Annotated in this window: 24 protein-coding genes; 15 read left to right on the top strand and 9 right to left on the bottom strand. The window is 71.2% G+C overall.

The genetic code is table 11. The features are described from left to right. The 5 genes from ACE3QW_RS05375 to ACE3QW_RS05395 form a co-directional block, all read left to right on the top strand. Positions 1-456 (top strand): cobaltochelatase subunit CobN (locus tag ACE3QW_RS05375; protein ID WP_374250741.1); only part of this gene is annotated, 456 nt, incomplete at its 5' end. Beyond that, positions 453-1,745 carry a precorrin-3B synthase gene (cobG, locus tag ACE3QW_RS05380; protein ID WP_374250742.1) on the top strand — a complete coding sequence of 431 codons (1,293 nt, stop codon included), beginning with the start codon at positions 453-455 and terminating at the stop codon, positions 1,743-1,745. The genes ACE3QW_RS05375 and cobG, both read left to right, overlap by 4 nt. Positions 1,746-1,758: 13 nt before the next feature. Continuing rightward, positions 1,759-2,394: a precorrin-8X methylmutase gene (locus ACE3QW_RS05385; RefSeq protein ID WP_374250743.1), complete on the top strand. Its 636-nt coding sequence runs from the start codon at positions 1,759-1,761 to the stop codon at positions 2,392-2,394. Continuing rightward, a complete protein-coding gene (locus ACE3QW_RS05390) occupies positions 2,391-3,116 on the top strand; it encodes a precorrin-2 C(20)-methyltransferase (RefSeq protein ID WP_374250744.1) in 726 nt (241 codons plus the stop codon). The genes ACE3QW_RS05385 and ACE3QW_RS05390 overlap by 4 nt, the downstream gene beginning before the upstream one ends. Beyond that, positions 3,113-3,871, top strand: coding sequence for a precorrin-3B C(17)-methyltransferase (locus tag ACE3QW_RS05395; protein WP_374250745.1), 759 nt, complete (start codon positions 3,113-3,115; stop codon positions 3,869-3,871). The genes ACE3QW_RS05390 and ACE3QW_RS05395 overlap by 4 nt, the downstream gene beginning before the upstream one ends. On the opposite strand, the gene ACE3QW_RS05400 is transcribed toward ACE3QW_RS05395, so the two are convergent. Next, the gene (locus tag ACE3QW_RS05400; RefSeq protein ID WP_374250746.1) at positions 3,841-4,614 is read right to left on the bottom strand and encodes a cobalt-precorrin-6A reductase; all 774 of its coding nucleotides are present in this window, start codon (positions 4,612-4,614) and stop codon (positions 3,841-3,843) included. The two genes, ACE3QW_RS05395 and ACE3QW_RS05400, sit on opposite strands and share 31 nt — an antisense overlap. Here ACE3QW_RS05400 and cbiE point away from each other — a divergent pair. Genes cbiE through cobM form a run of 3 tightly spaced genes read left to right on the top strand, consistent with a single transcriptional unit; the run spans position 4,613 to position 7,016 of the window. Further along, a complete protein-coding gene (cbiE, locus tag ACE3QW_RS05405) occupies positions 4,613-5,875 on the top strand; it encodes a precorrin-6y C5,15-methyltransferase (decarboxylating) subunit CbiE (RefSeq protein ID WP_374250747.1) in 1,263 nt (420 codons plus the stop codon). The two genes, ACE3QW_RS05400 and cbiE, sit on opposite strands and share 2 nt — an antisense overlap. Then, the gene (locus tag ACE3QW_RS05410) at positions 5,872-6,258 is read left to right on the top strand and encodes a cobalamin biosynthesis protein (protein WP_029557630.1); all 387 of its coding nucleotides are present in this window, start codon (positions 5,872-5,874) and stop codon (positions 6,256-6,258) included. The genes cbiE and ACE3QW_RS05410 overlap by 4 nt, the downstream gene beginning before the upstream one ends. Continuing rightward, the gene (gene cobM, locus ACE3QW_RS05415; RefSeq protein WP_374250748.1) at positions 6,255-7,016 is read left to right on the top strand and encodes a precorrin-4 C(11)-methyltransferase; all 762 of its coding nucleotides are present in this window, start codon (positions 6,255-6,257) and stop codon (positions 7,014-7,016) included. The genes ACE3QW_RS05410 and cobM overlap by 4 nt, the downstream gene beginning before the upstream one ends. 8 nt (positions 7,017-7,024) lie before the next feature. On the opposite strand, the gene ACE3QW_RS05420 is transcribed toward cobM, so the two are convergent. After that, positions 7,025-8,158, bottom strand: coding sequence for a cobalt-precorrin-5B (C(1))-methyltransferase (locus ACE3QW_RS05420; RefSeq protein WP_374250749.1), 1,134 nt, complete (start codon positions 8,156-8,158; stop codon positions 7,025-7,027). Between the two features lie 47 nt (positions 8,159-8,205). Here ACE3QW_RS05420 and ACE3QW_RS05425 point away from each other — a divergent pair, with 47 nt between their 5' ends. Beyond that, complete coding sequence (locus ACE3QW_RS05425; RefSeq protein WP_374250750.1) at positions 8,206-9,546, top strand: cobyrinate a,c-diamide synthase; 1,341 nt, start codon at positions 8,206-8,208, stop codon at positions 9,544-9,546. Between the two features lie 3 nt (positions 9,547-9,549). Here ACE3QW_RS05425 and ACE3QW_RS05430 read toward each other — a convergent pair whose 3' ends face one another. Together ACE3QW_RS05430 and ACE3QW_RS05435 are read right to left on the bottom strand one after the other, a co-directional pair. Then, the gene (locus tag ACE3QW_RS05430) at positions 9,550-10,176 is read right to left on the bottom strand and encodes a LysE family translocator (RefSeq protein WP_024279976.1); all 627 of its coding nucleotides are present in this window, start codon (positions 10,174-10,176) and stop codon (positions 9,550-9,552) included. A gap of 129 nt (positions 10,177-10,305) precedes the next feature. Beyond that, complete coding sequence (locus ACE3QW_RS05435; RefSeq protein ID WP_029557634.1) at positions 10,306-10,512, bottom strand: hypothetical protein; 207 nt, start codon at positions 10,510-10,512, stop codon at positions 10,306-10,308. A 262-nt stretch (positions 10,513-10,774) separates the two neighbouring features. On the opposite strand from ACE3QW_RS05435, the gene ACE3QW_RS05440 reads away from it, so the two are divergent. Next, the gene (locus tag ACE3QW_RS05440) at positions 10,775-10,996 is read left to right on the top strand and encodes a hypothetical protein (RefSeq protein ID WP_024279974.1); all 222 of its coding nucleotides are present in this window, start codon (positions 10,775-10,777) and stop codon (positions 10,994-10,996) included. A gap of 138 nt (positions 10,997-11,134) precedes the next feature. Further along, positions 11,135-12,613: an NAD-dependent succinate-semialdehyde dehydrogenase gene (locus ACE3QW_RS05445; protein WP_374250751.1), complete on the top strand. Its 1,479-nt coding sequence runs from the start codon at positions 11,135-11,137 to the stop codon at positions 12,611-12,613. A gap of 200 nt (positions 12,614-12,813) precedes the next feature. Here the strand turns inward: ACE3QW_RS05445 and ACE3QW_RS05450 are convergent, their stop codons facing one another. From ACE3QW_RS05450 to ACE3QW_RS05465, 4 genes are all read right to left on the bottom strand, one after another. Then, the gene (locus ACE3QW_RS05450) at positions 12,814-13,266 is read right to left on the bottom strand and encodes a carboxymuconolactone decarboxylase family protein (protein WP_374250752.1); all 453 of its coding nucleotides are present in this window, start codon (positions 13,264-13,266) and stop codon (positions 12,814-12,816) included. Positions 13,267-13,283: 17 nt separating this feature from the next. Continuing rightward, entirely contained in the window at positions 13,284-14,045 is a 762-nt protein-coding gene (locus ACE3QW_RS05455) for an ABC transporter permease (protein ID WP_029557637.1), read from the bottom strand. Beyond that, the gene (locus ACE3QW_RS05460; RefSeq protein ID WP_250166750.1) at positions 14,042-14,980 is read right to left on the bottom strand and encodes an ABC transporter ATP-binding protein; all 939 of its coding nucleotides are present in this window, start codon (positions 14,978-14,980) and stop codon (positions 14,042-14,044) included. The genes ACE3QW_RS05455 and ACE3QW_RS05460 overlap by 4 nt, the downstream gene beginning before the upstream one ends. Before the next feature lie 99 nt (positions 14,981-15,079). Continuing rightward, on the bottom strand, positions 15,080-16,105 hold the full coding sequence (locus ACE3QW_RS05465; protein WP_374250753.1) for a Tim44-like domain-containing protein: 1,026 nt from the start codon (positions 16,103-16,105) through the stop codon (positions 15,080-15,082). Positions 16,106-16,363: 258 nt separating this feature from the next. Between ACE3QW_RS05465 and ACE3QW_RS05470 the strand changes: the two genes are divergently transcribed. Next, positions 16,364-17,449, top strand: coding sequence for a hypothetical protein (locus ACE3QW_RS05470; RefSeq protein ID WP_374250754.1), 1,086 nt, complete (start codon positions 16,364-16,366; stop codon positions 17,447-17,449). A 219-nt stretch (positions 17,450-17,668) separates the two neighbouring features. Then, entirely contained in the window at positions 17,669-19,693 is a 2,025-nt protein-coding gene (locus ACE3QW_RS05475) for a diguanylate cyclase domain-containing protein (protein WP_374250755.1), read from the top strand. 9 nt (positions 19,694-19,702) lie between these two features. On the opposite strand, the gene ACE3QW_RS05480 is transcribed toward ACE3QW_RS05475, so the two are convergent. Then, on the bottom strand, positions 19,703-21,493 hold the full coding sequence (locus tag ACE3QW_RS05480; RefSeq protein WP_250166746.1) for an acyl-CoA dehydrogenase: 1,791 nt from the start codon (positions 21,491-21,493) through the stop codon (positions 19,703-19,705). Positions 21,494-21,654: 161 nt separating this feature from the next. Between ACE3QW_RS05480 and ACE3QW_RS05485 the strand changes: the two genes are divergently transcribed. Together ACE3QW_RS05485 and ACE3QW_RS05490 are read left to right on the top strand one after the other, a co-directional pair. Beyond that, positions 21,655-22,668: an L-threonylcarbamoyladenylate synthase gene (locus tag ACE3QW_RS05485; protein ID WP_374250770.1), complete on the top strand. Its 1,014-nt coding sequence runs from the start codon at positions 21,655-21,657 to the stop codon at positions 22,666-22,668. After that, a complete protein-coding gene (locus ACE3QW_RS05490) occupies positions 22,665-23,117 on the top strand; it encodes a GNAT family acetyltransferase (protein WP_051679115.1) in 453 nt (150 codons plus the stop codon). Before ACE3QW_RS05485 ends, ACE3QW_RS05490 begins: the two co-directional genes overlap by 4 nt. The last annotated feature ends 120 nt before the right edge of the window (positions 23,118-23,237 follow it).

Here is a 23,237-nt window from a genome sequence, read left to right on the forward strand (position 1 = left end):
ATGGGCGGCTTCGCGGCGGCCGGCGCGGCGCTGGGCCGCTCGGCCCATCTCGTCGTGCTCGACACCACCGATCCCGACCGCCCCCGCGCCCGACCGCTCAAGGAAGCGCTGACGCGGCTGGTGCACGGGCGCGTCTCCGCCCGCTTCATCGCCGGGCAGATGCGACACGGCCCGCGCGGCGCTTCGGAGCTGGCGGAGACGGTGGACCGCCTCGTCGCCTTCGCCGAGACCACCGAGCAGGTGCCCTCTGCGCTGCTGGACCGCCTCCACGCGGCCTATGTGATGGACCCTGAGGTGCGCGCCTTCCTGCTCGCGCAGAACCCCGCCGCCGCCCGCGCCATCGCCCGCCGCTTCGCCGATGCGCGGCGGCGCGGCCTGTGGCATGCGCGGCGCAACGATCTCGACAGCGATCTCGACGCCCTCCGCGCCGAAGCCGGCCGGGAGGCTGCGGAATGACGCCGATCCCCCCCACCCGTCGCGGCGCCTGCCCGGCCTTCCTCGCGCCCATGGAGACCGGCGACGGCCTCATCCTGCGCCTCGTCCCATCCGATGGCCGGCTCTCCCTGGCGCAATTGCGCGGGCTGGCCGACGCTGCCCGCCGCCTCGGCAACGGGATGATGGAGGTGACGGCGCGCGGCAGCCTTCAGGTGCGCGGGCTGACGCAAGAGTCCGTGCCGCTGCTTCAGGATGCGGTGCTGGCGCTGGGCATCACGCCGCGCCTCGGCCTCGCGGCGGATGTCTCGCCGCTGGGCGGGATGGACCCGACCGAGGTCGCGGATGGGCACAAGCTGGCCGCCCCGATCATCGCCGGCGCGCAGCCGCTGGTGGGGAAGCTGGGGCCGAAGGTGTCGGTGGTGGTGGAGGGCGGCGGCGCCGTCAGCCTCGCCGGGCAGAAGGCGGATGTGCGCCTCGTCGCAGCTTGGCCGGGACACTGGGCGCTCACCATCGGCAATGGGCCGGCCCGCGTGCTGTCCGAGGGCGACGCGGCGGCCGAGGCATTGGCCGCGCTCGCGTCCATCGCCGCCTTGGGTCGTGCGGCCCGCGCCACCGATCTGCCGGGATGTGGCGGCCGGGCGCGCGTGGCCGAAGCCGCGCCGCCGCTGGGGCGCATTCCGCTGGCCGATGGCACATTGGCCTTCGGCTTCGGCCTGCCCTTCGGGGCGGGGGATGCCGCGCAGTTCGAGGCCCTTGCCGAAGCGGCGGAAGCGACCGGCGTGCGGGACCTGCGTCCGGCACCCGAGCGCACGCTCCTCGCCACCGGGCTTTCGCCAGCCGGTGTCGATGCCTTCGCCGCGCGCATCGCCGCCCTTGGCTGCATCACGGCTGCCGGCGATCCCCGCGCCGCCGTCGCCGCCTGTGCCGGGGCGCCGGCCTGCGCCTCCGCCCACATCCCGGCCCGTGCGCTCGCGCCGGTGCTGGCGCAGGCATTCGCGCCGCTGCTGGATGGGACGGTGTCTATGCACCTCTCCGCCTGCACCAAGGGCTGCGCCCACCCCGCGCCGGCGACCCTCGCCTTCGTGGGCATGGACGGCGGCGCCGCACTGGTGCATGACGGCCCTGCCTCCGGCGCGGCGCGCCCGGTGCGGCTGGCGGCGGACCTTCCCGCCGCTGTCGCATCCCTCGCCGCGACGCTGGCGGCCCGGCGAAATCCGGGTGAAACGACACGTGCGCTCCTTGCCCGCCTGGATCTGGCGGGCCTGTGGGCGGGCACGGCGACAACAGACGGGCCGGAAAAGACGACGTGACGAGCCGCGCAGAATGACCCTTCCCCTCGATTACGTGCGCGACGGCACGGCCATCTACGAGCGATCCTTCGCCATCATCCGCGCGGAAGCCGACCTCTCCCGCTTTTCGGCGGACGAGGAGGACGTGGCGGTGCGCATGATCCACGCCTGCGGCCTCGTGGAGGCGGCGCGGGACTTCGTGTTCGGCCCCGGCGCGGTTGCCGCCGCGCGCGCGGCGCTCCAGGCCGGCGCGCCCATCCTGTGCGATGCGCAGATGGTGGCCCACGGCATCACCCGCGCGCGGCTTCCGGCCGGCAACGAAGTGATCTGCACCCTGCGCGATCCGGCGGTGCCGGCGCTGGCGGAAAAACTCGGCACCACCCGTTCCGCCGCCGCGCTGGAATTGTGGGGCGATCACCTCGCCGGGGCGGTGGTCGCCATCGGCAACGCGCCCACCGCGCTCTTCCACCTGCTGGAGATGCTCGATCGCGGCGCGCCCAAGCCGGCGGCCATCCTCGGCATGCCGGTGGGCTTCGTGGGCGCGGCGGAATCCAAGGATGCGCTGGCGGACGATCCGCGCGGCGTGCCCTTCGCCATCGTGCGCGGGCGGCTGGGCGGCAGCGCCATCACCTCCGCTGCCGTGAATGCGCTTGCGAGGGCCGGGCTGTGAAGGGACATCTCATCGGCGTAGGCGTCGGCCCGGGCGATCCCGATCTGCTCACCCTCAAAGCGGTGAAGGCGCTGCAAAGCGCTGATGTGGTGGGCTATTTCGCCAAGGCCGGCAATGTCAGCCACGCGCGCACCGTGGCCGCCGCACACTTTCCCGCCGGCGCGGTGGAGCTGCCGCTGCTCTATCCCGTCACCACCGAAATCCACCGGCACGACGAGGCCTATCGCACGGCCATCGGCGCCTTCTACGACGCCTCCGCCGCCGCGGTGGCCGAGCATCTCATGGCCGGGCGCACGGTGGCGGTGCTGAGCGAGGGCGATCCGCTCTTCTACGGCTCCTACATGCACATCCATGTGCGTCTCGCCGGACGGTTCCAGACGCAGGTCATCCCCGGCGTCACCGGCATGTCCGGCTGCTGGTCGGAAGCCGGCGCGCCCATCGCGCAGGGCGACGACGTACTGATGGTGCTGCCCGGCACGCTGGATGAGGCGGAACTGGCGCGGCGCCTCGCGGAGGCGGATGCGGCGGTCATCATGAAGGTGGGGCGCAACCTGCCGAAGATCCGCCGCGCGCTCGCCGCTGCCGGCCGGCTCGATCGGGCGGTCTATGTGGAGCGCGGCACCATGGCCGATTGCGCGCTCATTCCCCTCGCCGAGCGGGCGGACGAGCGCGCGCCCTATTTCGCCATCGTGCTGGTGCCCGGCTGGGAGCGCGCGGCGTGAGCGGGCGGCTGACGGTGGTCGGCCTCGGTCCGGGATCGGCGCGGCAGATGACGCCGGAGGCCTCTGAAGCTGTTGCGGCGGCGGACATCCTGTTCGGCTACGTCCCCTATCTCGCCCGCCTGCCGGAACGGCCGGAGCAGGAGCGGCGGCCTTCAGACAATCGCGAGGAGATCGCCCGCGCCTCTGCCGCCCTTGAGGCGGCCGTGGCCGGGGCGAAGGTGGTGATGGTGTCGGGTGGCGATCCCGGCGTGTTCGCCATGGCGGCGGCGGTGTGCGAGGCAATCGAGCATGGGCCGGCGGAGTGGCGGGCGCTGGACGTCGAGATCGTCCCCGGCGTCACTGCCATGCTGGCCGTGGCCGCCCGCTGCGGCGCGCCTTTGGGGCACGATTTCTGCGCCATCTCCCTCTCGGACAATCTCAAGCCCTGGCCGCTGGTGGAAAAGCGCCTCGCGCTCGCCGCCGAGGCCGGCTTCGTGATCGCCCTCTATAATCCCATCAGCAAGGCGCGCCCCTGGCAGCTCGGCCGCGCGTTCGAGCTGCTGCGGGAAAAGCTGCCGGGCTCCGTGCCCGTGGTGTTCGGCCGCGCGGCGGGGCGGGACGACGAGCGCATCGCGCTTGCGACGCTGGCCGAAGCCGATCCGGCGCGGGCGGACATGGCGACTTGCGTCCTCATCGGCACCACAGAGACGCGCATCGTGTCGCGCGAGGGGAAGTCGCCCCTCGTCTATGCGCCGCGCTCGGCGCCCGCGCCGTGAGCGAGGATGCCGTCGAGCCAGGCCTCGGCCTCGGCCGGGCGCTCCACGGCGGTGACGTCCGGCACCGGCGGGCGGGCGATCAGGATCACCTCGATGCCCAAGGCCCGCGCCGCCGCCATCTTGCCATAGGTGGCGCTGCCGCCACTGTTCTTGGCAACGATGGTGTCGATGCCGTGGGCCTTGAGCAGCGCATGATCCTCCGCTTCACCGAACGGCCCGCGTCCGAGCACGTATTCGGCCTGCGGCACGTTGAGCGGCGGCGTGACGGGATCGACGCTGCGCACCAGATAGACATGCTGCGGCGCCGCTTCGAAGGCCCGCACCTCGTTGCGGCCGAGGGCGAGGAACACCCGGCGGGGCACCTTCCCCAGCGCCCCCACGGCGGCCGGCACATCCGCCACCTCGCGCCAGCGGTCGCCTGGCTGGGGCTGCCATGGCGCCCGGCGCAGCGCGAGCAGGGGCACGCCCGCAGCCGCACAGGCGAGCGCGGTGTTGAAGGACATGCGCGCCGCATAGGGATGCGTCGCATCGATGACGGCGGCGATGCCTTCCGCCTTGAGATACTCTTCCAGCCCGGCCGGCCCGCCGAAGCCGCCGACGCGCACCGGTACCGGCTGGGGCGCCGGGTTTTCGGTCCGGCCGGCAAGCGAGAGCGTGACGCGGATGTTCGTGCGGGGCGCGAGCCGGGTTGCAAGCGCGCGGGCATCGCCGGTGCCGCCGAGGAGAAGGATGTGGGGTGTCATGGCTGAGGCAGGGGTTTCCATCGCCGCCGACACTGCCTCGGCCGGGCGCTGGCTGTCCATCGTCGGCATCGGCGAGGATGGGGCGGAAGGGCTCTCCCCCGCCGCCCGCGCCGCCGTTTCCGCTGCCGCCATTGTGTTCGGCGGGGCGCGGCATCTGGCGCTGGCCGGGGATCTGGTGACGGGCGAGGCGCGGGTGTGGCCGAGCCCCTTCAGCCTCGATGGGGTCTTGGCGGCGCGCGGGCGGCGGGTGTGCGTGCTGGCCTCGGGCGATCCGTTTCTCTACGGCGTGGGCGCCAGCCTTGCGCGCCATGTGCCTGCGCGGGAGATGGCCGCCTTTCCCGCCCCCTCCGCCTTCGCGCTGGCCGCCGCGCGGCTTGGCTGGGCGCAGCAGGAGGTGGACATGGTCTCCCTCCACGGCCGCCCGCTGGCGCGCCTGCGTCCCTTCCTGCAGGACGGTGCAAAGCTGCTGCTGTTGACTTCGGACGGGGAGGGCCCGGCGCAGGTGGCGGCCTTCGCCACGGCTCACGGCTGCGGCGCCTCGCGCCTCACGGTGCTGGAGGCGCTGGGCGGGCCAGCGGAATGCATCCGCAGCGCCACGGCCGAGGGTTTCGACCTTGCCGATGTGGCCGCCCTCAACGTGGTGGCGCTGGAGGTGCGGGCGGCGCCCGACGCGCCCATCCTGCCGCTCGCTGCCGGCCTTGCGGACGATCTGTTCGAGCATGACGGGCAGATCACCAAGCGCGAGGTGCGCGCCCTCACCCTCTCCTCGCTCGCGCCCCGGCGGGGGGAATTGCTGTGGGACATTGGCGCCGGGGCGGGCTCCATCGCCATCGAATGGCTGCTGGCGCATCCCTCGCTTGCCGCCATCGCCATCGAGGGGAATGCGGAACGCGCCGCCCGTATCGGTCGCAACGCCCATAAGCTCGGCGTGCCGCACCTGAAGGTGGTGGAGGGTGCGGCACCGAGCGCCCTTGCCGGATTACCCACGCCGGATGTGATCTTCATCGGCGGCGGGGCCAGCGAACCCGGCGTGTTCGACACCGCGCGCGAGGCACTCAAGCCCGGCGGGCGGATGGTGGCCAATGCGGTGACGCTGGAAACCGAGGCCCTGCTGATCGCCGCCCAGGCCCGCCTCGGCGGGACGCTCACGCGCATCTCGCTGGCGCGCTCGGTGGCGGTGAAGGGCATGACCGGCTGGCGGCCCGCCATGCCGGTGACGCAATGGCGCTGGGAAAAATCCCGGCAGGGAGAGGGCGCATGATCGTGGCCGGGATCGGCTCGAAGCGGGGGGTATCGGTGGAGGAGGTGATCGCCGCCTTCGACGCCGCCCTCGCGCGCGCCGAGCTTGGGCGGGACGACGTATCCCTCGTCGCCACCCCGGCGATCAAGGGCGGCGAGGCGGGCATCAGCGAGGCGGCGGCGCTGCTCGGCCTGCCTCTGGTGCTGGTGCCGCAGAGCCAGCTCGAGGCCGCCTCCAGCCGGGCGAAGACCCATTCCGAGCGGGTGGTGGCGCTGCTGCGCGTGCCCTCCGCCGCAGAAACGGCCGCGCTGGCGGCGGCGGGGGCTCATGGCCGGCTGCTGGGTCCGCGCCTCGCGCTCGGGCCTGTCACCTGCGCGCTGGCGCGGCGGGAGGGTGTGGTTTGACCGTCCATTTCATCGGCGCGGGCCCCGGCGCGGCGGACCTCATCACCGTGCGCGGGCGCGATCTCATCGCCCGCTGCCCGGTGTGCCTCTATGCCGGCTCCATCGTGCCGGCGGAAATGCTCGGCTGGTGCCCGCCGGGCGCGCGCATCGTCGATACGGCGCCGCTCGATCTCGACCGGATCGAAGCGGAATATGTCCGCGCCTTCGAGGCCGGGGAGGACGTGGCGCGGCTGCATTCGGGAGACCTCTCCGTCTATAGCGCGGTGGCCGAGCAGGTGCGCCGGCTGGAGCGGCGGGGCATTCCCTACACGCTGACGCCCGGCGTGCCGGCCTTCGCGGCGGCGGCCGCGGTGCTGGGCCGCGAGCTGACCGTGCCGGAGGTGGCGCAGAGCCTCGTCATCACCCGCGTCTCAGGCCGCGCCTCGGCCATGCCGGAGGCGGAGAAGCTGGCGGCTTTTGCCCAGACCGGGGCGACGCTCGCCATCCATCTCGCCATCCATGCGCTCGATCAGGTGGTGGCGGAGCTGGTGCCCGTGCTGGGCGCCGACTGCCCGGTGGCGGTGGTGGCGCGGGCGACGTGGCCCAACGAGCGGGTGGTGCGGGGCACGCTCGGCGATATCGCGGACAAGCTCGCCGCTGATCCCATCCCGCGCACGGCGCTGATCCTCGTGGGGCGGGCGCTGGCCGCGGAGGATTTCCGCGAGAGTGCGCTATACGACACGGCCTATGTCCGTCGCTTTCGCGGGGGTGGTGAATGATCCGCCGCTCAGCGCCTTGCGGGTCCTTTGGCGGGCAGGAGCGGCGCGCGGCCCATGAGGGCGCCGTCGCGGTCGAAGACGGTGATTTCCAGCAGCACCTCCGTCCGGTCGAGGGCGCGGGCGGCGGTGGCCCAGGCGGCGCGGGCGACGCAATCCCCCAGCGGGAAGCCGGCCGCGCCCGCGATCTGGAAGGCCTCCGCCACCATGTTCGCCCCGGCGATGCGGGCGCAGAGATCGGCGTCGGCACCGGCCTCGGCGGCGAGGCGGGCGAGGGCGGGAAGGTCGGCGCTGCCGCGCTTGGAATGCAGATCGAGGAAACCCTGCGCGAGCTTCGTCATCTTGGCGACGCCGCCGGCCACCGTCACCTTGGGCACGGGGTGGGCGTGAACATATTTCAGCATGCCGCCGACGAAATCGCCCATGTCGATGAGCGCCACCTCATCGAGGGCGTGCAGCTTGGCCACCGCCGCCTCGGAAGCGGAGCCGGTGGCGCCGGCCACATGATCGAGCCCCATGGCGCGGGCGACATCGATGCCGCGATGGATGGAGTGGATCCACGCCGCGCACGAATAGGGCACGACGATGCCCGTCGTTCCCAGCACCGACAGGCCGCCGACGATGCCGAGGCGCGGGTTGAGCGTCTTCAGCGCCAGCGCGGCGCCATCCTCGATGGAAATCTCCACCTCCGCATCGCCCGCGACGCCATGGGCGGCGGCGACCTCCGCGATGCCGGCGGCGATCATGCGGCGGGGCACGGGATTGATGGCGGGCTCGCCGGGCGGAATGGGCAGGCCCGGCCGCGTGACCTTGCCGACACCGGCGCCCGCCTTGAAGGTGATGCCCGCACCCGCCGCGCCGCGCCGCACGGTGGCGCGGACGAGGGCGCCGTGGGTCACGTCCGGATCATCGCCCGCATCCTTCACGATGCCGGCGGTGGCCGTCTCACTGCCGCGATCATGCATGGCGAGGGCGAAGGCAGGGCGGGCGCCGGAGGGCAGCTCTACCTCGATCGGATCGGGAAAGTCGCCCGTGACCAGCGCCGCGAACGCCGCCTTGGCCGCGCCGGCCGCGCAGGTGCCGGTGGTCCAGCCGCGCTTGAGCGGCCTGTCGGGTGCGTCGTCGGCGGTGTCGCCCGTGTTCATGGGCTCCGTGATAGCCGTCCGGGGGCCGGCAAGGAAGGGTGCGCGTCATGAGTGATGCGCCCCGCGGCCTGCTCATCGCCGCCCCGCGCTCGGGCTCGGGCAAAACGACCGTGACGCTCGCCTTGCTGGCGGCGCTGCGTCGGCGGGGCAAGGCGGTGCGCGCCATCAAGTCGGGGCCTGATTACATCGACCCCGCCTTCCATGCCGCCGCCACCGGCCGGCCGGGGCTGAACCTCGACAGCTGGGCCATGCCCCCGGCGCTGCTCGATCATCTCGCTGGGCTGGCGGGGGAGGGGGCTCAGATCGTCATCGGCGAGGGGGCCATGGGCCTGTTCGACGGGGTGGCGGTGGAAAAAGGCCGCACCGGCGCGGGGGCGGATGTGGCGGCCCGTCTGGGCCTGCCGGTGCTGCTGGTGCTGGATGTCTCCGGCCAGTCGCAGACGGCGGCGGCGGTGCTGCGCGGCTTCATCGGGCATGATCCGGCGGTGCGCATCGCCGGCGTGGTGCTGAACAAATTGGGCAGCGAGCGGCACGAGCGGATGATCCGGGAGGCGGTCGCGCCCCTCGGCGTGCCCGTGCTGGGCACGGTGCCGCGTGCCACCGACATCGTGCTGCCCGAACGCCATCTCGGCCTCGTGCAGGCGGGGGAGACAGACGATCTGCCGGCCCGCCTCGCGGCGCTGGCCGATCTCGCCGAAGCCCATCTCGACCTCGACGGCATCATCGCCGCCGCCGCGCCGCTTCAGGCCGGGGCCGGGGCGGGGGAGGGGCAGGGGGACAGCAATGCGCTGCTGCCGCCGCCGGGCCAGCGGATCGCGCTGGCGCAGGATGCGGCCTTCGGTTTCGTCTATGCCCACATGCTGGCCGGTTGGCGGGGGCAGGGGGCGGAGATCGTGCCCTTCTCGCCGCTGGCGGACGAGGCGCCGGATGCCTCCTGCGATGCGCTCTGGCTGCCCGGCGGCTATCCCGAGCTGCACGCCGGGCGCCTCGCGGCGGCGGAGCGCTTCCGCGCCGGCGTCCATGCCTTCGCGGCGGCGGGGAAGCCGGTGCATGGGGAGTGCGGGGGCTACATTGCGCTGGGCGCCGGCCTCCTGGATGCGGAGGGCGTGCGCCATGCCATGCTCGGCCTCGTCGATCTGGAAACCAGCTTCGCCAAGCGCCGCATGAATCTCGGCTACCGGCAGGCGCGCCTCATCGCCCCATCGCCGCTGGGGCCGGAGGGGGCGTGGGTGCGCGGCCACGAATTCCATTATGCAACCGTGCTCTCGCGTGGAGAGGACCAACCCCTCGCCGACCTCTCGGACGCCGAAGGCCGCCCCCTCGGGCTGGCTGGCAGCCGCCGAGGCAGCGTCACCGGCAGCTTCTTCCACGCCATCGCGCGGGGGTGAGCCTCACGAATTGCCGCTGCGCACCGCCACGGTGGCGATCCCCGCGCCGATGAGCAGGGAGCCGCCCGCCTTGTTGATGGCGCCGAGCACACGCGGGCTGCGCACCGCGCGGCGGGCGCGGGAGGCGGCGAGCGCATAGGCGAGCGCGTTCAGGAAGGCGAGGGTGAGGAACGTCGCCTGGAACACCAGCAACTGCGGCAGGAAGGCCGCGTGCGGGTCGAGGAACTGGGGCAGGAAGGCCACGAAGAAGGTGATGCTCTTGGGGTTCAGCGCCGTCACCAGCCAGGCGTGGGCCATCATCTTCAGCGGCGCGGAGCGTTCCGTGCGCGGCGCCGCATCGAGCGTCCCGCCCGCGCGCCAGAGCTTGATGCCGAGATAGACGAGATAGGCCGCACCCGCCCATTTCACCGCGAGGAACACGCTCGCCGAGGCGGACAGCAGCGCGCCGACGCCGAGCATGGACAGGGTCATAGCCGTGAAATCGCCGAGCGCGACACCCACCGCCATGGGCAGCGCCGTCCGCCACCCCTGCCCGAGGGCATAGGACACCACCAGGAGCACGGTGGGGCCGGGAATGACGAGGAGGACGGCCGAGGCCCCGGCGAACGCCGCCCAGGTCTCAAGCGTCATCGATCCCAACACGACATCAAAACCCACGGCCGTTTCCTTTGCGCCCCTCACGGAAACGCAAAGAATGGCCGCGGCCGAAGGGGGCGGTCAACTGCCGCCTCCGCGGTGTGAAACGTCGCCCGGCGCCGCTCAGGCCTTTGTCGCCGTCAGCGCCAGGATGCGCTTGGCGATGATGAGCGCGAACGGAATGGCCACGACCGCGCCGACACCGGCAGCGATGGGGATGAGGCGCATGTCCTGCCCGGCCAGCGAAGGGATGGACAGGACGGCCAGCACCGCAGCACCCGCAAAAGTGGTGGCAAGCACGAGCCAGACGAGAATCGCGATCTTGAGCATGACAAAGCTCCCGCGGGCAGACGCTCAACTTCTAGCCCCTTCCCCAACGGCGCCCTTGACGCGGATCAACGGGAGATGGCCGCCGCATGTCGCATGCGTTTAGAGCATGACCGGATCGGCCGAAGCGGCGTTATAGTTCCCAGAGGCGCGCCGGTCCGCCGGGCCGGAAGAGCGCGATCCGATCAAGTTGAAACAACTTGATCGGTGAATCGCCCTCTTACTCCAAGGAAGAGAGCGCCCGGTTCCCCACGGGAGGGACGCGATGCAGTGCCAGAACAAGGAAGACGATTTCCGCCAGGCCGTGCTCGACATCGTCGGCCACAAGGAAGGTCAGGCCATCATCATCCAGGTGGTCGGCGGCAACACCATCACCGGCTTTGCCCCTTTGAGCGTCGGCAAGGATTATCTGCGCTGCCAGGTGGCGGTGGGGATCGGGCAGAAGGAGCAGATCGTGCCCTTCCACTCCATCACCTGCGTGCGCTGAACATCTGCGTGCGCTGATACCGACCCACTGGTCCGGTCCCGGCTGATCGTATATCCCACGGGCGCCGCCGCGCCCGGTACGAGCGCGCGCCCTCCGGCATGCCACGGCCGGAGGCAGCAAGACCCAAGGAGCATGTCCATGGCCGCCACCCAGCCCGCCTTCACCTCCGAGCCCCACCATTTCACCCTGCTGCGCGACAAGATGCTGATCGGCGGGGCGTGGGTGGATGCCGATGGCGGCGAGACCATCGAGGTCAACAATCCGGCCACGGGCGCGATCATCGGCACCATTCCGAAGGCCGGCGCCGCCGAGACGCGTCGCGCCATCGCGGCCGCAGCCGAGGCCTTCAAGACCTGGCGCGCCACCACCGCCGCCGAGCGCGCGGCCAAGCTGCACAAGCTCGCCGACCTCATCACCCAGAATGCCGACGAGCTGGCGCTCATCCTCACCACCGAGCAGGGCAAGCCGCTGGCCGAGGCCAAGGGCGAGGTCGGTGGCTCCGCCGCCTATGTGCGCTGGTTCGCCGAGGAGGCCCGCCGCCTTTATGGCGACGTGATCCCCTCGCCGTGGCCCAACCGCCGCATCCTCGTCACCAAGGAGCCGGTGGGCGTGTGCGCGGCGGTGACGCCGTGGAATTTCCCCTCCTCCATGCTCTCGCGCAAGATCGGCGCGGCGCTGGCGGCGGGCTGCACCGTGGTGTGCAAGCCCTCCGAGCTGACCCCCTATTCGGGCCTCGCCTGGGGCGTGCTGGCGGAAATGGCGGGCATTCCGGCGGGCGTCGTCAACATCGTGGTGGGCGATGCCCCGGCCATCGGCGGCGAGATGACCTCCAACCCGGCGGTCAAGAAGGTGACGTTCACCGGCTCGACCCCCGTCGGCAAGCTGCTGATGAAGCAGTCCGCCGAGACCATGAAGAAGGTTTCGCTGGAGCTGGGCGGCAACGCGCCCTTCCTCGTCTTCGACGATGCCGATCTCGATCTCGCGGTGGAGCAGGCCATCGCCTCCAAGTATCGCAACGTGGGCCAGACCTGCGTGTGCGCCAACCGCTTCTATGTGCAGGCGGGCATCTATGACGCCTTCGCCGCGAAGTTCGCCGAGGCCTCGAAGCAGCTGAAGGTGGGCAATGGCGTGGACGCGGGCGTGGTGGCCGGCCCGCTGATCGACACGCGGGCGCTGGCCAAGGTGGAGCGGCTGCTGAAGGACGCGCTCGACAAGGGCGCCACCGTGCTCACCGGCGGCAAGCAGCCGGCGCTGGGCGGCACTTTCTTCGAGCCCACCGTGCTCGCCAACGCCACGCAGGACATGGCCTTCGCCCGCGACGAAATCTTCGGCCCGCTGGCGCCGCTGTTCAAGTTCGAGACGGAGGAACAGGCCGTCTCCTACGCCAACGACACCGAATACGGCCTCGCCTGCTACTTCTTCACCAAGGACCTCGGCCGCGCCTTCCGCGTCTCCGAGCAGCTGCAGTATGGGCAGGTGGGCGTGAATGCCGGCGTCATCACCACCGAGGTGGCGCCCTTCGGCGGCGTGAAGGAGAGCGGCGTCGGCCGCGAGGGCTCCAAGTACGGCTGCGACGACTACCTGAACATCAAGTACGTCTGCATGGGCGGGATGTGAGGCGGTAGAGCTTCTGAACAGCGCTCACGGCCCCAACAAGCGTCATGCCCGGCCTCGTGCCGGGCATCCACGTGGTCCAGCCGGGAGTGAATCGCTGACTTGGTCCCCTGCGGCCCGACGTGGATGGCCGGGACAAGCCCGGCCATGACGGAAGTGAGGGTATCGACCGGCGCTCTGTCAGCCCTGGCAGTTTCTTCCCCTCACGCCTCGAAATTGAAGGCGATGCCGATCCGGTTCCAGGCGTTGATGGTGGCGATCGCAACGGTGAGGAACATCGCCTCGTCCGCCGAGAATTCCTCCAGCACCGCCTCCCAGGCGTCCTGCGAGGCGGCGCCGGTGCCGAGCAGCGTCAGCTCCTCGGTCCAGGCCAGCGCGGCCTTTTCGCGCTCGGAGAAGGCGGAGGCCTCCTCCCACGCTGCGAGCAGGTCCAGCTTCTCCTGCGCGACGCCGGCCTTGCGGGCAACGCCGAGATGGAACTTCAGGCAGAAGGCGCAGCCGTTGAGCTGCGAGGCGCGCACTTTCACCAGCTCGGTCAGCCCCTTGTCGAGGCCGGTGGCATCGACGCCCTTGGTGAGGGCGGCAAGGCCGGCATAGATGTCCGGCGCGCGCTCGGTGAACGCCTTGTAGGTGGGGCGGGCGAAATCTTCAGACATGGTGGACCTTTCGGGGATCAGCTCTTCAGCCGGTAGCCGGTGCGGAACATCCAGCGCACGATGAGGAGGCAGGCGATGAGGAAGGCGAGGGTCATGGCCGCGCTCACCTCCACCCGCACGTCCGACGTGCCGAAGAAGCTCCAGCGGAAGCCGGCGACCAGATAGACCACCGGGTTGAACAAAGTGATGGTGCGCCACACCGGCGGCAGCATCTCCAGCGAATAGAAGGTGCCGCCCAGGAAGGTCAAAGGCGTGATGACCAGCATGGGGATGAGCTGCAAGCGCTCGAACCCGTCCGCCCAGATGCCGATGATGAAGCCGAACAGCGAGAAGGTGACGGCGGTGAGCACCAGGAAGGTGAGCATCCAGAACGGGTGCCGCACCTCCATGGGCACGAACAGCGCCGCCGTGGCGAGGATGATGAGCCCGAGCAGCACGGATTTCGTCGCCGCCGCGCCCACATAGCCGGCCACGATCTCGAACGGCGACACCGGGGCGGAGAGCAGCTCGTAGATGGTGCCGGTGAAGCGCGGGAAGTAGATGGCGAAGGCCGCGTTGCTGATGGATTGGGTCAGCAGCGTCAGCATCATCAGGCCGGGCACGATGAAGGCGCCGTAGGGCACGCCCCCCACCTCCGACATGCGCGAACCGATGGCCGAGCCGAACACCACGAAATAGAGCGAGGTGGAGAGCACGGGCGAGACGATGCTCTGGCCGATGGTGCGGCGCGTGCGGTTCATCTCGTAGGTGTAGATGGCGCGGATGGCTTGAAGATTCACGAGCGCCTCACCAGGCTGACGAAGATGTCCTCGAGCGAGCTTTGCTGCGTGTGGAGATCGCGGAAGGCGATGCCCTCGGCGGCCAGCGCCTCCAGCACGTCGGCGATGCCGTGGTCGCGGCCCTCGGCGCCGTCGGGGGTCGTGGCATAGGTGTAGGTCAGGCAGCCGCCGCCGTCGGAGAGCGTCAGGTTGAACGGGGCAAGGCGCGCCGGGATGGTGGCCAGCGGCGCGGAGAGTTCCACGGAGAGCTTCTTCTTGCCCAGCGTCTTCATCAGCGCGGCCTTCTCCTCCACGAGGATCAGTTCGCCGCGATTGATGACGCCCACCCGGTCGGCCATCTCCTCGGCCTCTTCCAGATAGTGGGTGGTGAGGATGATGGTGACGCCGGAATCGCGCAGCTCGCGCACGAGGCGCCACATGTCGCGGCGCAGCTCCACGTCGACGCCCGCGGAGGGCTCGTCGAGGAACAGCACCTCCGGCTCATGGGCCAGCGCCTTGGCGATGAGCACGCGCCGCTTCATGCCGCCCGAGAGGGTCATGATGCGGGAGTCCCGCTTCTCCCAGAGGGAGAGGCTGCGGATGACCTTCTCCACATAGGCGGGATCGGGCTTCTTGCCGAACAGGCCGCGGGAGAAGCTAACCGTCGCGAACACGCTCTCGAAGGCTTCGGCGGTCAGCTCCTGCGGCACGAGGCCGATGCGCGAGCGGGTCTCGCGATACTGGGAGACGATGTCGAAGCCGGACACCGTGACCGTGCCGGCGGTGGGCTTCACGAGGCCGCAGACGATGGAGATGAGGGTGGTCTTGCCCGCGCCGTTGGGGCCGAGAAGGGCGAAGATCTCGCCGCGCCGGATGTCCAGCGAGACATTGTTCAGGGCCGTGTGACCCGTGGCGTAGGTCTTACTGAGGCCTGAGACGGTGATGACGTTCGGCATGGGCGCCTTATAGCGCGTTCCGCCCGGGGGTGGACCCGGGCGGATGTAAATTCTGAATTCGCGGGGAGGGCGAAAGCGGCTCCGGTGAAGCGGCTCGGCTCAGGTTTCCTGAATGGCGCTGAGCAGCCACGGGCCGGCGCCGAAGGGACCGCGCTCGCGCACGAAGGTCCAGATTTCCGTGGTCTCGCCGACGGCGGGATTGCCGGAGACGACGCGGCCGGTGGTGCGGTCCACCATCTGATCCTTGATGGCGTAGCGCATGGCCACGGTGGCGTAGTCGCGCATGCCCTCGCGCCAGGCCTCGGCCACGTCGCCCTGCAAGAGCTTCACGTCGGACACCTGGTTGCGCAGGCCCTTCTCCGCATTGGCGCGCAGCTCGTCGCCCAGGAAGCCGAACATCTCCGGCGTGGTGTTGGCCTTCAGCTCGCCCTGGTCCTCGCGGGAGAAGGCGGTCTGGATGGTGGCGAGCAGGCGCTCAAAGGTGTCGAGGTCCGCCGGTTGCACGCCGATCTCGTCGGTCTTGCCGCCACGGGCCGCGGGCGCGGCGTTGGGCTGGGGCGGAACCGGGCCGCCGGCCATTCCGGCGCCCATTCCGCCACCCACGCCGTAGCCGGCCGTGGGTTGACCGGACAAAGGCCCGCCGGGCATCGGTCCGCCCGCCATGGAGCGGCCGTAGCCGGCGGCGGCGGGGGTGGGGTTCCGGCTGCGCAGGAAGCGCATCACGAGATAGATGGCGCCGCCGATGAGGGCCACCTGCAGCAGCAGGCCAAGAATGCCGGCCATGCCGCCGAGGCCGCCGCCGAACAGCATGCCCACGAGGCCGCCGATGAGCAGGCCGCGCATGAGCGCGCCGCCGAAGCCGTTGCCGAACATGGAGGGGCGCCCCGCCGTCTGCGGCCGGGCACCGGGATTGGTGGTCTGCGGGCCGGGCTGCGGCGTGGTGGAGCGCTGGATGGGCGCCGCGGTGCTCGGCGCGGTCTGGGTCGGCGCCGGCGTCGTGTAGGTCCGGGTGCCGCGGCTGCCGAAGGAGCCGCCCTGCCGGGCGTCGGCCTGATCGGCGACGACGAGGCTCAGCCCCAGCGCCACGGCCACCGCCACCATCCCGGAAGCCTTGCGCGAACCCATCCACGAACCCTTGCGAAATCTAGACATCTGTCCTCGATCCTCCCGCGCGGTGACTTGCGCACCGCTGCGTGTGCCGACGGACATATGGGAGGGGCGGCGGGATTTGCGAGGGGTGGGCGCTATAGAATTTCCCTTACGTCATGCCGCACCTGCGCCGCCCACCAGAATGCTGCCGCGGGGAGAGGTCGCGCTTTCCCGCCGGTGGATCGCGCTGCTAAGGTCCGCGCAGCCCCGGCCGACCGAGTTGCGGAGAACGTGATGCCTGCCTTCGATCCCAGCGTTTCGCGCGGCACCTGCATGCCCGCCCGCGCCAAGCTGGCCGCCGTGCTTCTCGCCGGCTTCGCCGCCACCTTTCTGGCGGTCGCATCGGTAGGCGCGGAACCCCTCGGCGTCACGGTGCGCAACGAGAGCGTGAACGCCACCTGCGCCGAGACCGACAATGTGACGCTGAAGCTGGTGTCGGACGACGTGCAAAAGTTCAACATCAGCGTCCGGCACCCCGCCTATGTGGGCATGCTCCTGGCCGACAACACCGCGCCGGACTGGGAAACCTGCGACATGTCCGGCGACCCGGTGGTGCCGGCCGATGCGAAGGCGCCGCTGCCACCCTCCGCCGCCAACCCCGCCACCAAGCCGGGTGCCAATCCCGCCGCCGCCTCCCCCGCCGCGCCGAAGCGAATCACCATCTTCGAGACGCCGGACATGTGGCTGACCGGCTTCATCTTTCCCTCCTTCTGGCGCGCAGCGACGGTGCCCGTCCGCATCGGCGGAGACGTGACGCAGGGCCTGCACATGGTGCAGCTCTGGATGCGCGTGGACGGCAAGGCCGAGGAGGTGCTGGTGATCTACCCGCCGGACGGCTACATGCGCGCCCGCCCCATGTCGCCGGCCCACATGCGCGATACCGCCTATGGCTCCTCCTTCCTCGTCGGCCCGGTGGAGCAGGCGGAACGGCCCATCGTGCGGCTGAAGGAGGTGGGCTTCACCCCGCAGACCCGCACCTTCACGCTCCATTACGCGGCCGGCGGTAAGGCGCGGATGCAGGTGGTCAAGGTGGGCTCGGATGAGCTGCGCCTTGAGGTCCAGCTCGACGGCACCCCGCCCGGCACCTTCGCCGCCCTGCGCTCCATGTATGTGACGGAAGGGAATGCGGATGTCGCCCGCGTCGCGTGGCGCAGCCTCGGCACCGGCAAGGGCGGAGCCGGCGGCCTCATGGGCGAGGCGCCGGTGCTCTCCTTCGCCGACGCGCAGAACGTCTCCATGCTGTGGGCCGGCCGCCTCGTGCCCTCGCGTCACAACACCAGCGCGCCAGATTTCATCTTCGACGGCTTCTCGGGCCGTTGAACCTACCGCATGATACCGCAGTTTGTTGCATTTTGCGATTCGTGCGAAACCCATAAGCCGCGATGTCACTTGAAACGCAGGGTGGCCGACGCGTAAGTCGTGCACGCGACGGGGAGAGGAGGGATCCTCCGCCGTGATCCAGCGCCGGCTCGAAAGGCCGGCAGCCCTCATCAGGGTGAGATGCGCCCGTACATCATGCAGCCTGTGGGGCCGCCGACGATGAAGCCGCCGGTCCCCGAGGCCAAGGACAGCCCCACCGGAGCGGACGGCCTGCCGTCAACGCCGCAGGAAACGGCTGCCCCCCTGCATGCGGCGGCGCCCAACGGCCCGCCTGAGCCGCGCGGCTCTGTCGTCGATCTTCTCACCGACCTCGTCCTGTTCGCCCTGTTCTATGGCGGTCTCGTCATCGCCTTCACCGAGCTGGGGCGCCGGCTCGGCGTCTATCCGGCGGTCTGGCCCACCAATGCGCTGGCGGTGGGCGTCTATTTCCTCATGTTCCGGGATGCGGTGGGGCGGCTCGCGACGGTGGTCGCCCTCGTTTCCATGGTCGTCCACCTGTCGATGCAGGGGCAGGACATCGGCTCGGCGCTGGCCACCGGCTGCGCCAACGCGCTGACCTTCGCCCTGGTGGGCTGGGGCTGCGTGCGTGCGGGCATGGAGCGCGGCGCGCTGCGCAGCGTGCCCATGGTGGTGAGCCTCGGCGTGGTCGCCGTGGCCGGCACGCTGCCGGGCGCCATCATCACCGCCTTCGTCGAATTCCTCGAGACCAACGGCACGTTCGGACCGCTGCTGCTGCGCTGGTGGATTCCCGAGATGGCGAGCGTGCTGCTGCTGCTGCCGCCCTTCCTGCTGTGGCACGGTCGCGCCGAGGACGAGGGCCTGCGCGGCTCCGAGGGCAACCGCCCGAAATTCTCCCGCGAGGAGGAACTGGCCTTCGCCAGCCTCACGCTGGCCGCGACGCTGGCCGCGAGCGCCTATTATGGCGAGTCGCTGCTGCGCGACCTCGGCGGCGCCATCCTCCTGTGGTTCGCCTTCCGCCTCGGCCTGTTCGCCACCGCGGTGGCCTCCAGCGCCTATGCCCTCGCGGTGCTGGGGCTGGGCATGGCCCAGGTGTGGCCGCAGCCGGTCTCGCCGCCGCAGGCCTCGGCCGATCTCGTTGTCACCATGCTGCGCCTGCAGGCGCGGCTCGTGCTGGTGATGCTGCCGGCGCTGCTGATCGCCGCCATCATGGCCCAGCGCAGCCGCCAGCAGCGCGAGGTGCAGGAGGATCGCCGCCGCCTCGCCTATGCGCTGGAAGGCGCCAATGACGGCATCTGGGACTGGCACCTGCCGTCCGACGCCGCGTTCTTCAGCGCCCGCGCCCACCGGATGCTCGGCCTCGAGCCCGACCACGTGACGACGCGGCTCTCGGACTACAGCCAGATGGTCCATCCGGAGGACCTGCCCGCCGTCGCCAAGTCGCTGAAGGACCATGCCGAGGGGCGCCACCTCTTGTTCCAGGCGGAGATGCGGGCGCGGCACCGCAATGGCAGCTGGCTGTGGGTGCTGGTGCGCGGCAAGATCGTCGAGCGTGATCCGGCGGGACGGCCGACGCGGGCGGTGGGCACCGTCACCGACATCTCCCAGCGCAAGCACCTGGAAGCCGCGCTGGAGCACGCCGCCTCCCACGATCCGCTCACCGGCCTCTCCAACCGCGCCGGCTTCGACCGGGCGCTGGAGCAGGCGCGCCGCCGCCTCGTGCGCGACGGTGCGCTGTTCGCCGTGGTGCTCATCGACATCGATTATTTCAAGTCGGTCAACGACCAGCACGGCCACATGGCCGGCGACCTGCTGCTGACCACCGCGGCGCGGCGGCTGCAATCGGCCATTCGCGCCGGCGACCTTGTGGCCCGCTATGGCGGCGACGAGTTCGCCATCATCGCCGCGGGCAAGAGCCGGGAAGAGTTCGCCGCCATGGCGGACCGCCTCCACAAGCACCTCTCGCGGCCGGTGGAGGTGGAAGGGCTGGTGCTGCCCGCGTCCTTCTCCCTCGGCATGGCGGTGGCGGACGACCGCACGCTGGATGCCGCCGCCCTCATCGCCGAGGCCGACACGGCCCTCTATGCGGCGAAGGACGCGGGACGCGGCACCTGGCGCGCGGTGGGCATTGCCCCCCGCAATGCCGAGGACGCCGCCCACGAGACCCCACGCCGCCAGATGCTGCCGCGCTCCGGCCTGCGCTCCGACAGCCGCCCGCCGGAGTAGAGACCGGGCTCAGCCGATCGCCAGAACCGCTTCCGCGTCCAGCACGCCGCCGGCGCCGCCGGTGACGGCCTCTTCCAGCCCCTTCGCCTCCACCGCGAGGTTCTCCGCGAAGAAGCGCGCCACCGCGATGCGGGCGGCGAGGCGGGGATCGGTGGCGCCGCCGGCGCGCTCGGCATAAGCGGCGAGGGCGGTGCGGGCGAGGAAGGCGCCGCCGGCCGCGCGGGCATAGAGCCTGAGATAGGGGGTGGCGGCGGCCAGCGCCTTGGCCGGCTCGTCGGCGACGCGATCCAGCATCACCCGCGTCGCCCGGCCGAGCGCATCCACCGCCTCGGCGAGGCGCGGGCCGGCATGGCCGAAGTCGGGCGCGTTGAGGGCGGAGACCTCCTCCGCCGTCTCGCGATAGTCGGCGATCAGCGCGTTCACCACGTCGCCGCCTTCCTGGGTCAGCTTGCGGGTGACGAGATCGATGGCCTGGATGCCGTTGGTGCCCTCGTAGATGGCGAAGATGCGGGCATCGCGCAGGTGCTGGGCAGCGCCCGTCTCCTCCACATAGCCCATGCCGCCATGCACCTGGATGCCCAGCGACGACACCTCGATGCCGGCATCGGTGGAGAAGGCCTTGGCCACCGGGGTCAGCAGGCTCGCCTCGGCCAGCGCGGCGGCGCGGGCGATGGGGTCGGGCAGGAGGCGCGAGCGGTCCAGCGCGTCGGCGGTCTTCAGGCAGAGCGCGCGGGCGGCGTCGGTTTCGGCGCGCATGGTCAGCAGCATGCGCTTCACATCCGGATGGGCGATGATGGGGGCGGAGCCCTCCACGCCGGGCGCCTTGCCCTGCTTGCGATCCTTGGCATAGGCGAAGGCGCGCTGGGTGGCGCGCTCGGCCACCGCCACGCCCTGCACGCCCACCGCGAGGCGGGCGTTGTTCATCATGGTGAACATGCAGGCGAGGCCCCGGTTCTCCTCGCCCACGAGGTAGCCGATGGCGCCCTCGCCCTTCTCGCCGAAGGTCATGGTGCAGGTGGGCGAGCCGTGCAGGCCCAGCTTGTGCTCGATGCCGGCGCAGACCACGTCGTTGTGCGCGCCGAGGCTGCCGTCTTCGTTCACCAGGAACTTCGGCACCACGAACAGGGAGATGCCCCGGGTGCCGGCGGGCGCGTCCGGCAGGCGGGCGAGCACGAGGTGGACGATGTTCTCGGCGATGTCGTGCTCGCCGTAGGTGATGAAGATCTTGGTGCCGAAGATGCGGTAGGTGCCGTCCGCCTGCTTCACCGCCTTGCTGCGCAACGCGGCAAGGTCCGAGCCCGCCTGCGGCTCGGTGAGGTTCATGGTGCCGGTCCAGGTGCCGGCCACCATCTTCGGCAGGAAGATGTGCTGAAGCTGCGGCGCGCCGTGGGCGGTGAGCGCCTCGATGGCGCCGAGGGTGAGCACCCCGCAGATGCCGAAGGCGGGGGAGGCGGCATTCCAGAATTCGGTGAGCGCGGAGGTGACGGAGGTGGGCAGGTTCTGGCCGCCGAATTCCTCCTCGGCCGCGACGCCGCACCAGCCGGCCTCGGTCCAGGCCTCATAGGCGGCGCGCATGCCTTCCGGCGTCGTCACGGCGCCGTCCTTGATGGTGCAACCCTGTTTGTCCGCCACGCGGTCGAAGGGGGCGACGACGGAGCCGGCGAACTTGCCGGCCTCGTCCAGCACGGCGTCCACCACGTCGAAGGAGAGGTCGACGACCCCCTGGGCCATCAGCTCGGGGAGCGAGGTGGAGGTCTTGAGGAAATAGGAGATCTCTTCCACCGGCGCGCGATAGCTCACGGAACCCTCCCTTGAGGTTTTGGGGCGCCGGCTTGACCGCTCCCGGCGGGCGCGCTCTAAGCACGGCGATTGCCGGTCTCCCACATCGCGGCGCCGGCCTCTTACGTCAAGAGGCGTGCCCTGACCCATTGGTCGGGGGGCGCGGGTTTCAAGCCATGGCCGTGACCGCTCCCGAAGGCTCCACCCGGCTCCTCGACGCCCATATGCCGGGCGACGTGGAGGCGGCCGCGCGGCTTTTGGCGGCGGGCGGGCTGGTGGCCTTCCCGACCGAGACGGTCTACGGCCTCGGCGCCGATGCCGCGAACCCGGATGCGGTGGCCGCCCTCTATGCCGCCAAGGGCCGCCCGGCCTTCAACCCGCTCATCGCCCACACCGCCGATGCCGAAGCCGCGCGCCGCCTCGGCGCCTTCAACGCGGATGCGGCGCTTCTGGCCGCGCGCTTCTGGCCCGGACCGCTGACTTTGGTGGTGCCGTTCGCCGGCGGGGCCAGCGTGTGCGACCTCGCCCGCGCCGGGCTCGACACGGTGGCGCTCCGGGTGCCGTCCCATCCTGATGCGCGGGCGCTGCTCGCGGCCTTCGGCGGTGCAGTGGTGGCCCCCAGCGCCAACCGCTCCGGCCATGTCTCCCCCACCGAGGCCGGACATGTGATGGACGACCTCTCCGGCCGCATCGGAGCGGTGCTGGATGGCGGGCCGACGCCGGTTGGCGTCGAATCGACCATCGTGGACTGCACCGGCGCCGATCCCATGCTGCTGCGCCCCGGCGGGCTCGCGCGGGAGGAGATCGAGGCGGCGCTGGGCCGGCCCTTGCTGCTCCCCGTCTCGCACAGCGACGCCGCGCCCTCCGCCCCCGGCCGCCTCGCCTCCCATTACGCCCCGCGCGCGGCGCTGCGGCTCGACGCCGGCGAGGTGATGGCCGGCGAAGCGCTCCTCACCTTCGCCGGCGCCCGTCCGCCGGGCATCGCGCGCGCGGCGACCGTTCTCGACCTCAGCCCCGATGGCAGCCTCACCGAGGCCGCCGCCCGGCTCTATGGCGCCCTGCGCAGCCTCGATGCGTCGGGCGTTCCCGCCATCGCCGTCGTTCCCCTGCCGCGGGACGGACTCGGCGAAGCCATCGCCGACCGCCTCGCCCGCGCCGCCGCCCCCCGACCCTCCCAGAGCGAGTTGCCGCAATGACCACCCAGACGCTCGATGTCGACGGCCTCACCATCGCCATCGGCCATGCCTCCGACGCCGACACCGAGGCGCTGGCCGCGCTGTGGGAGCGGGCGGGCCTGACCCGGCCGTGGAACGATCCCCACGCCGACATCGCGCTCGCCCGGCGCGGGCCGCATTCCACCATCCTGGTGGCGCGGGACGGCGGTCGCATTCTCGGCTCCGCCATGGTGGGCCACGACGGGCACCGGGGCTGGGTCTATTACCTCGCGGTGGAGCCGGACCTGCAGGGCCGGGGCCTCGGCCGGGCGCTGCTGCGCGCGGTGGAGGATTGGCTGCGCGCCCGCGCCGTCCCCAAGCTCATGCTCCTCGTGCGCCCGGACAACGAGAAGGTGCGCGGCTTCTATGCCGCCGAGGGCTATGTGGAGGAGCCGCGCATCGTGTTCTCCCGCCGCCTGGACGGGAATTGAAATGGTGTAGTTGGGCCCACGCCGCACCCAAAGGGATGAGGCCATTGGGGCGCGGCGCGGCAATAGTCTTGATCCGGCGCAACATCCTCCCGGTGCTGCTGGAATATGGTATGGCAAAAT

This window comes from Xanthobacter sp. (genome assembly GCF_041911315.1).
Classification (GTDB): domain Bacteria; phylum Pseudomonadota; class Alphaproteobacteria; order Rhizobiales; family Xanthobacteraceae; genus Xanthobacter; species Xanthobacter aminoxidans.

Coding starts and splice junctions, on each gene's coding strand:
- ACE3QW_RS05410 (WP_029557630.1), top strand. CDS start 5,872: ATGATCGTGGCCGGGATCGGCTCGAAGCGGGGGGTATCGGTGGAGGAG.
- ACE3QW_RS05490 (WP_051679115.1), top strand. CDS start 22,665: ATGACCACCCAGACGCTCGATGTCGACGGCCTCACCATCGCCATCGGC.
- ACE3QW_RS05450 (WP_374250752.1), bottom strand. CDS start 13,266: ATGTCTGAAGATTTCGCCCGCCCCACCTACAAGGCGTTCACCGAGCGC.
- cobG (WP_374250742.1), top strand. CDS start 453: ATGACGCCGATCCCCCCCACCCGTCGCGGCGCCTGCCCGGCCTTCCTC.
- ACE3QW_RS05385 (WP_374250743.1), top strand. CDS start 1,759: ATGACCCTTCCCCTCGATTACGTGCGCGACGGCACGGCCATCTACGAG.
- ACE3QW_RS05465 (WP_374250753.1), bottom strand. CDS start 16,105: ATGGGTTCGCGCAAGGCTTCCGGGATGGTGGCGGTGGCCGTGGCGCTG.
- ACE3QW_RS05475 (WP_374250755.1), top strand. CDS start 17,669: ATGAAGCCGCCGGTCCCCGAGGCCAAGGACAGCCCCACCGGAGCGGAC.
- ACE3QW_RS05400 (WP_374250746.1), bottom strand. CDS start 4,614: ATGACACCCCACATCCTTCTCCTCGGCGGCACCGGCGATGCCCGCGCG.
- ACE3QW_RS05440 (WP_024279974.1), top strand. CDS start 10,775: ATGCAGTGCCAGAACAAGGAAGACGATTTCCGCCAGGCCGTGCTCGAC.
- ACE3QW_RS05445 (WP_374250751.1), top strand. CDS start 11,135: ATGGCCGCCACCCAGCCCGCCTTCACCTCCGAGCCCCACCATTTCACC.
- ACE3QW_RS05430 (WP_024279976.1), bottom strand. CDS start 10,176: ATGACGCTTGAGACCTGGGCGGCGTTCGCCGGGGCCTCGGCCGTCCTC.
- ACE3QW_RS05425 (WP_374250750.1), top strand. CDS start 8,206: ATGAGTGATGCGCCCCGCGGCCTGCTCATCGCCGCCCCGCGCTCGGGC.
- ACE3QW_RS05470 (WP_374250754.1), top strand. CDS start 16,364: ATGCCTGCCTTCGATCCCAGCGTTTCGCGCGGCACCTGCATGCCCGCC.
- ACE3QW_RS05420 (WP_374250749.1), bottom strand. CDS start 8,158: ATGAACACGGGCGACACCGCCGACGACGCACCCGACAGGCCGCTCAAG.
- ACE3QW_RS05460 (WP_250166750.1), bottom strand. CDS start 14,980: ATGCCGAACGTCATCACCGTCTCAGGCCTCAGTAAGACCTACGCCACG.
- ACE3QW_RS05435 (WP_029557634.1), bottom strand. CDS start 10,512: ATGCTCAAGATCGCGATTCTCGTCTGGCTCGTGCTTGCCACCACTTTT.
- cbiE (WP_374250747.1), top strand. CDS start 4,613: ATGGCTGAGGCAGGGGTTTCCATCGCCGCCGACACTGCCTCGGCCGGG.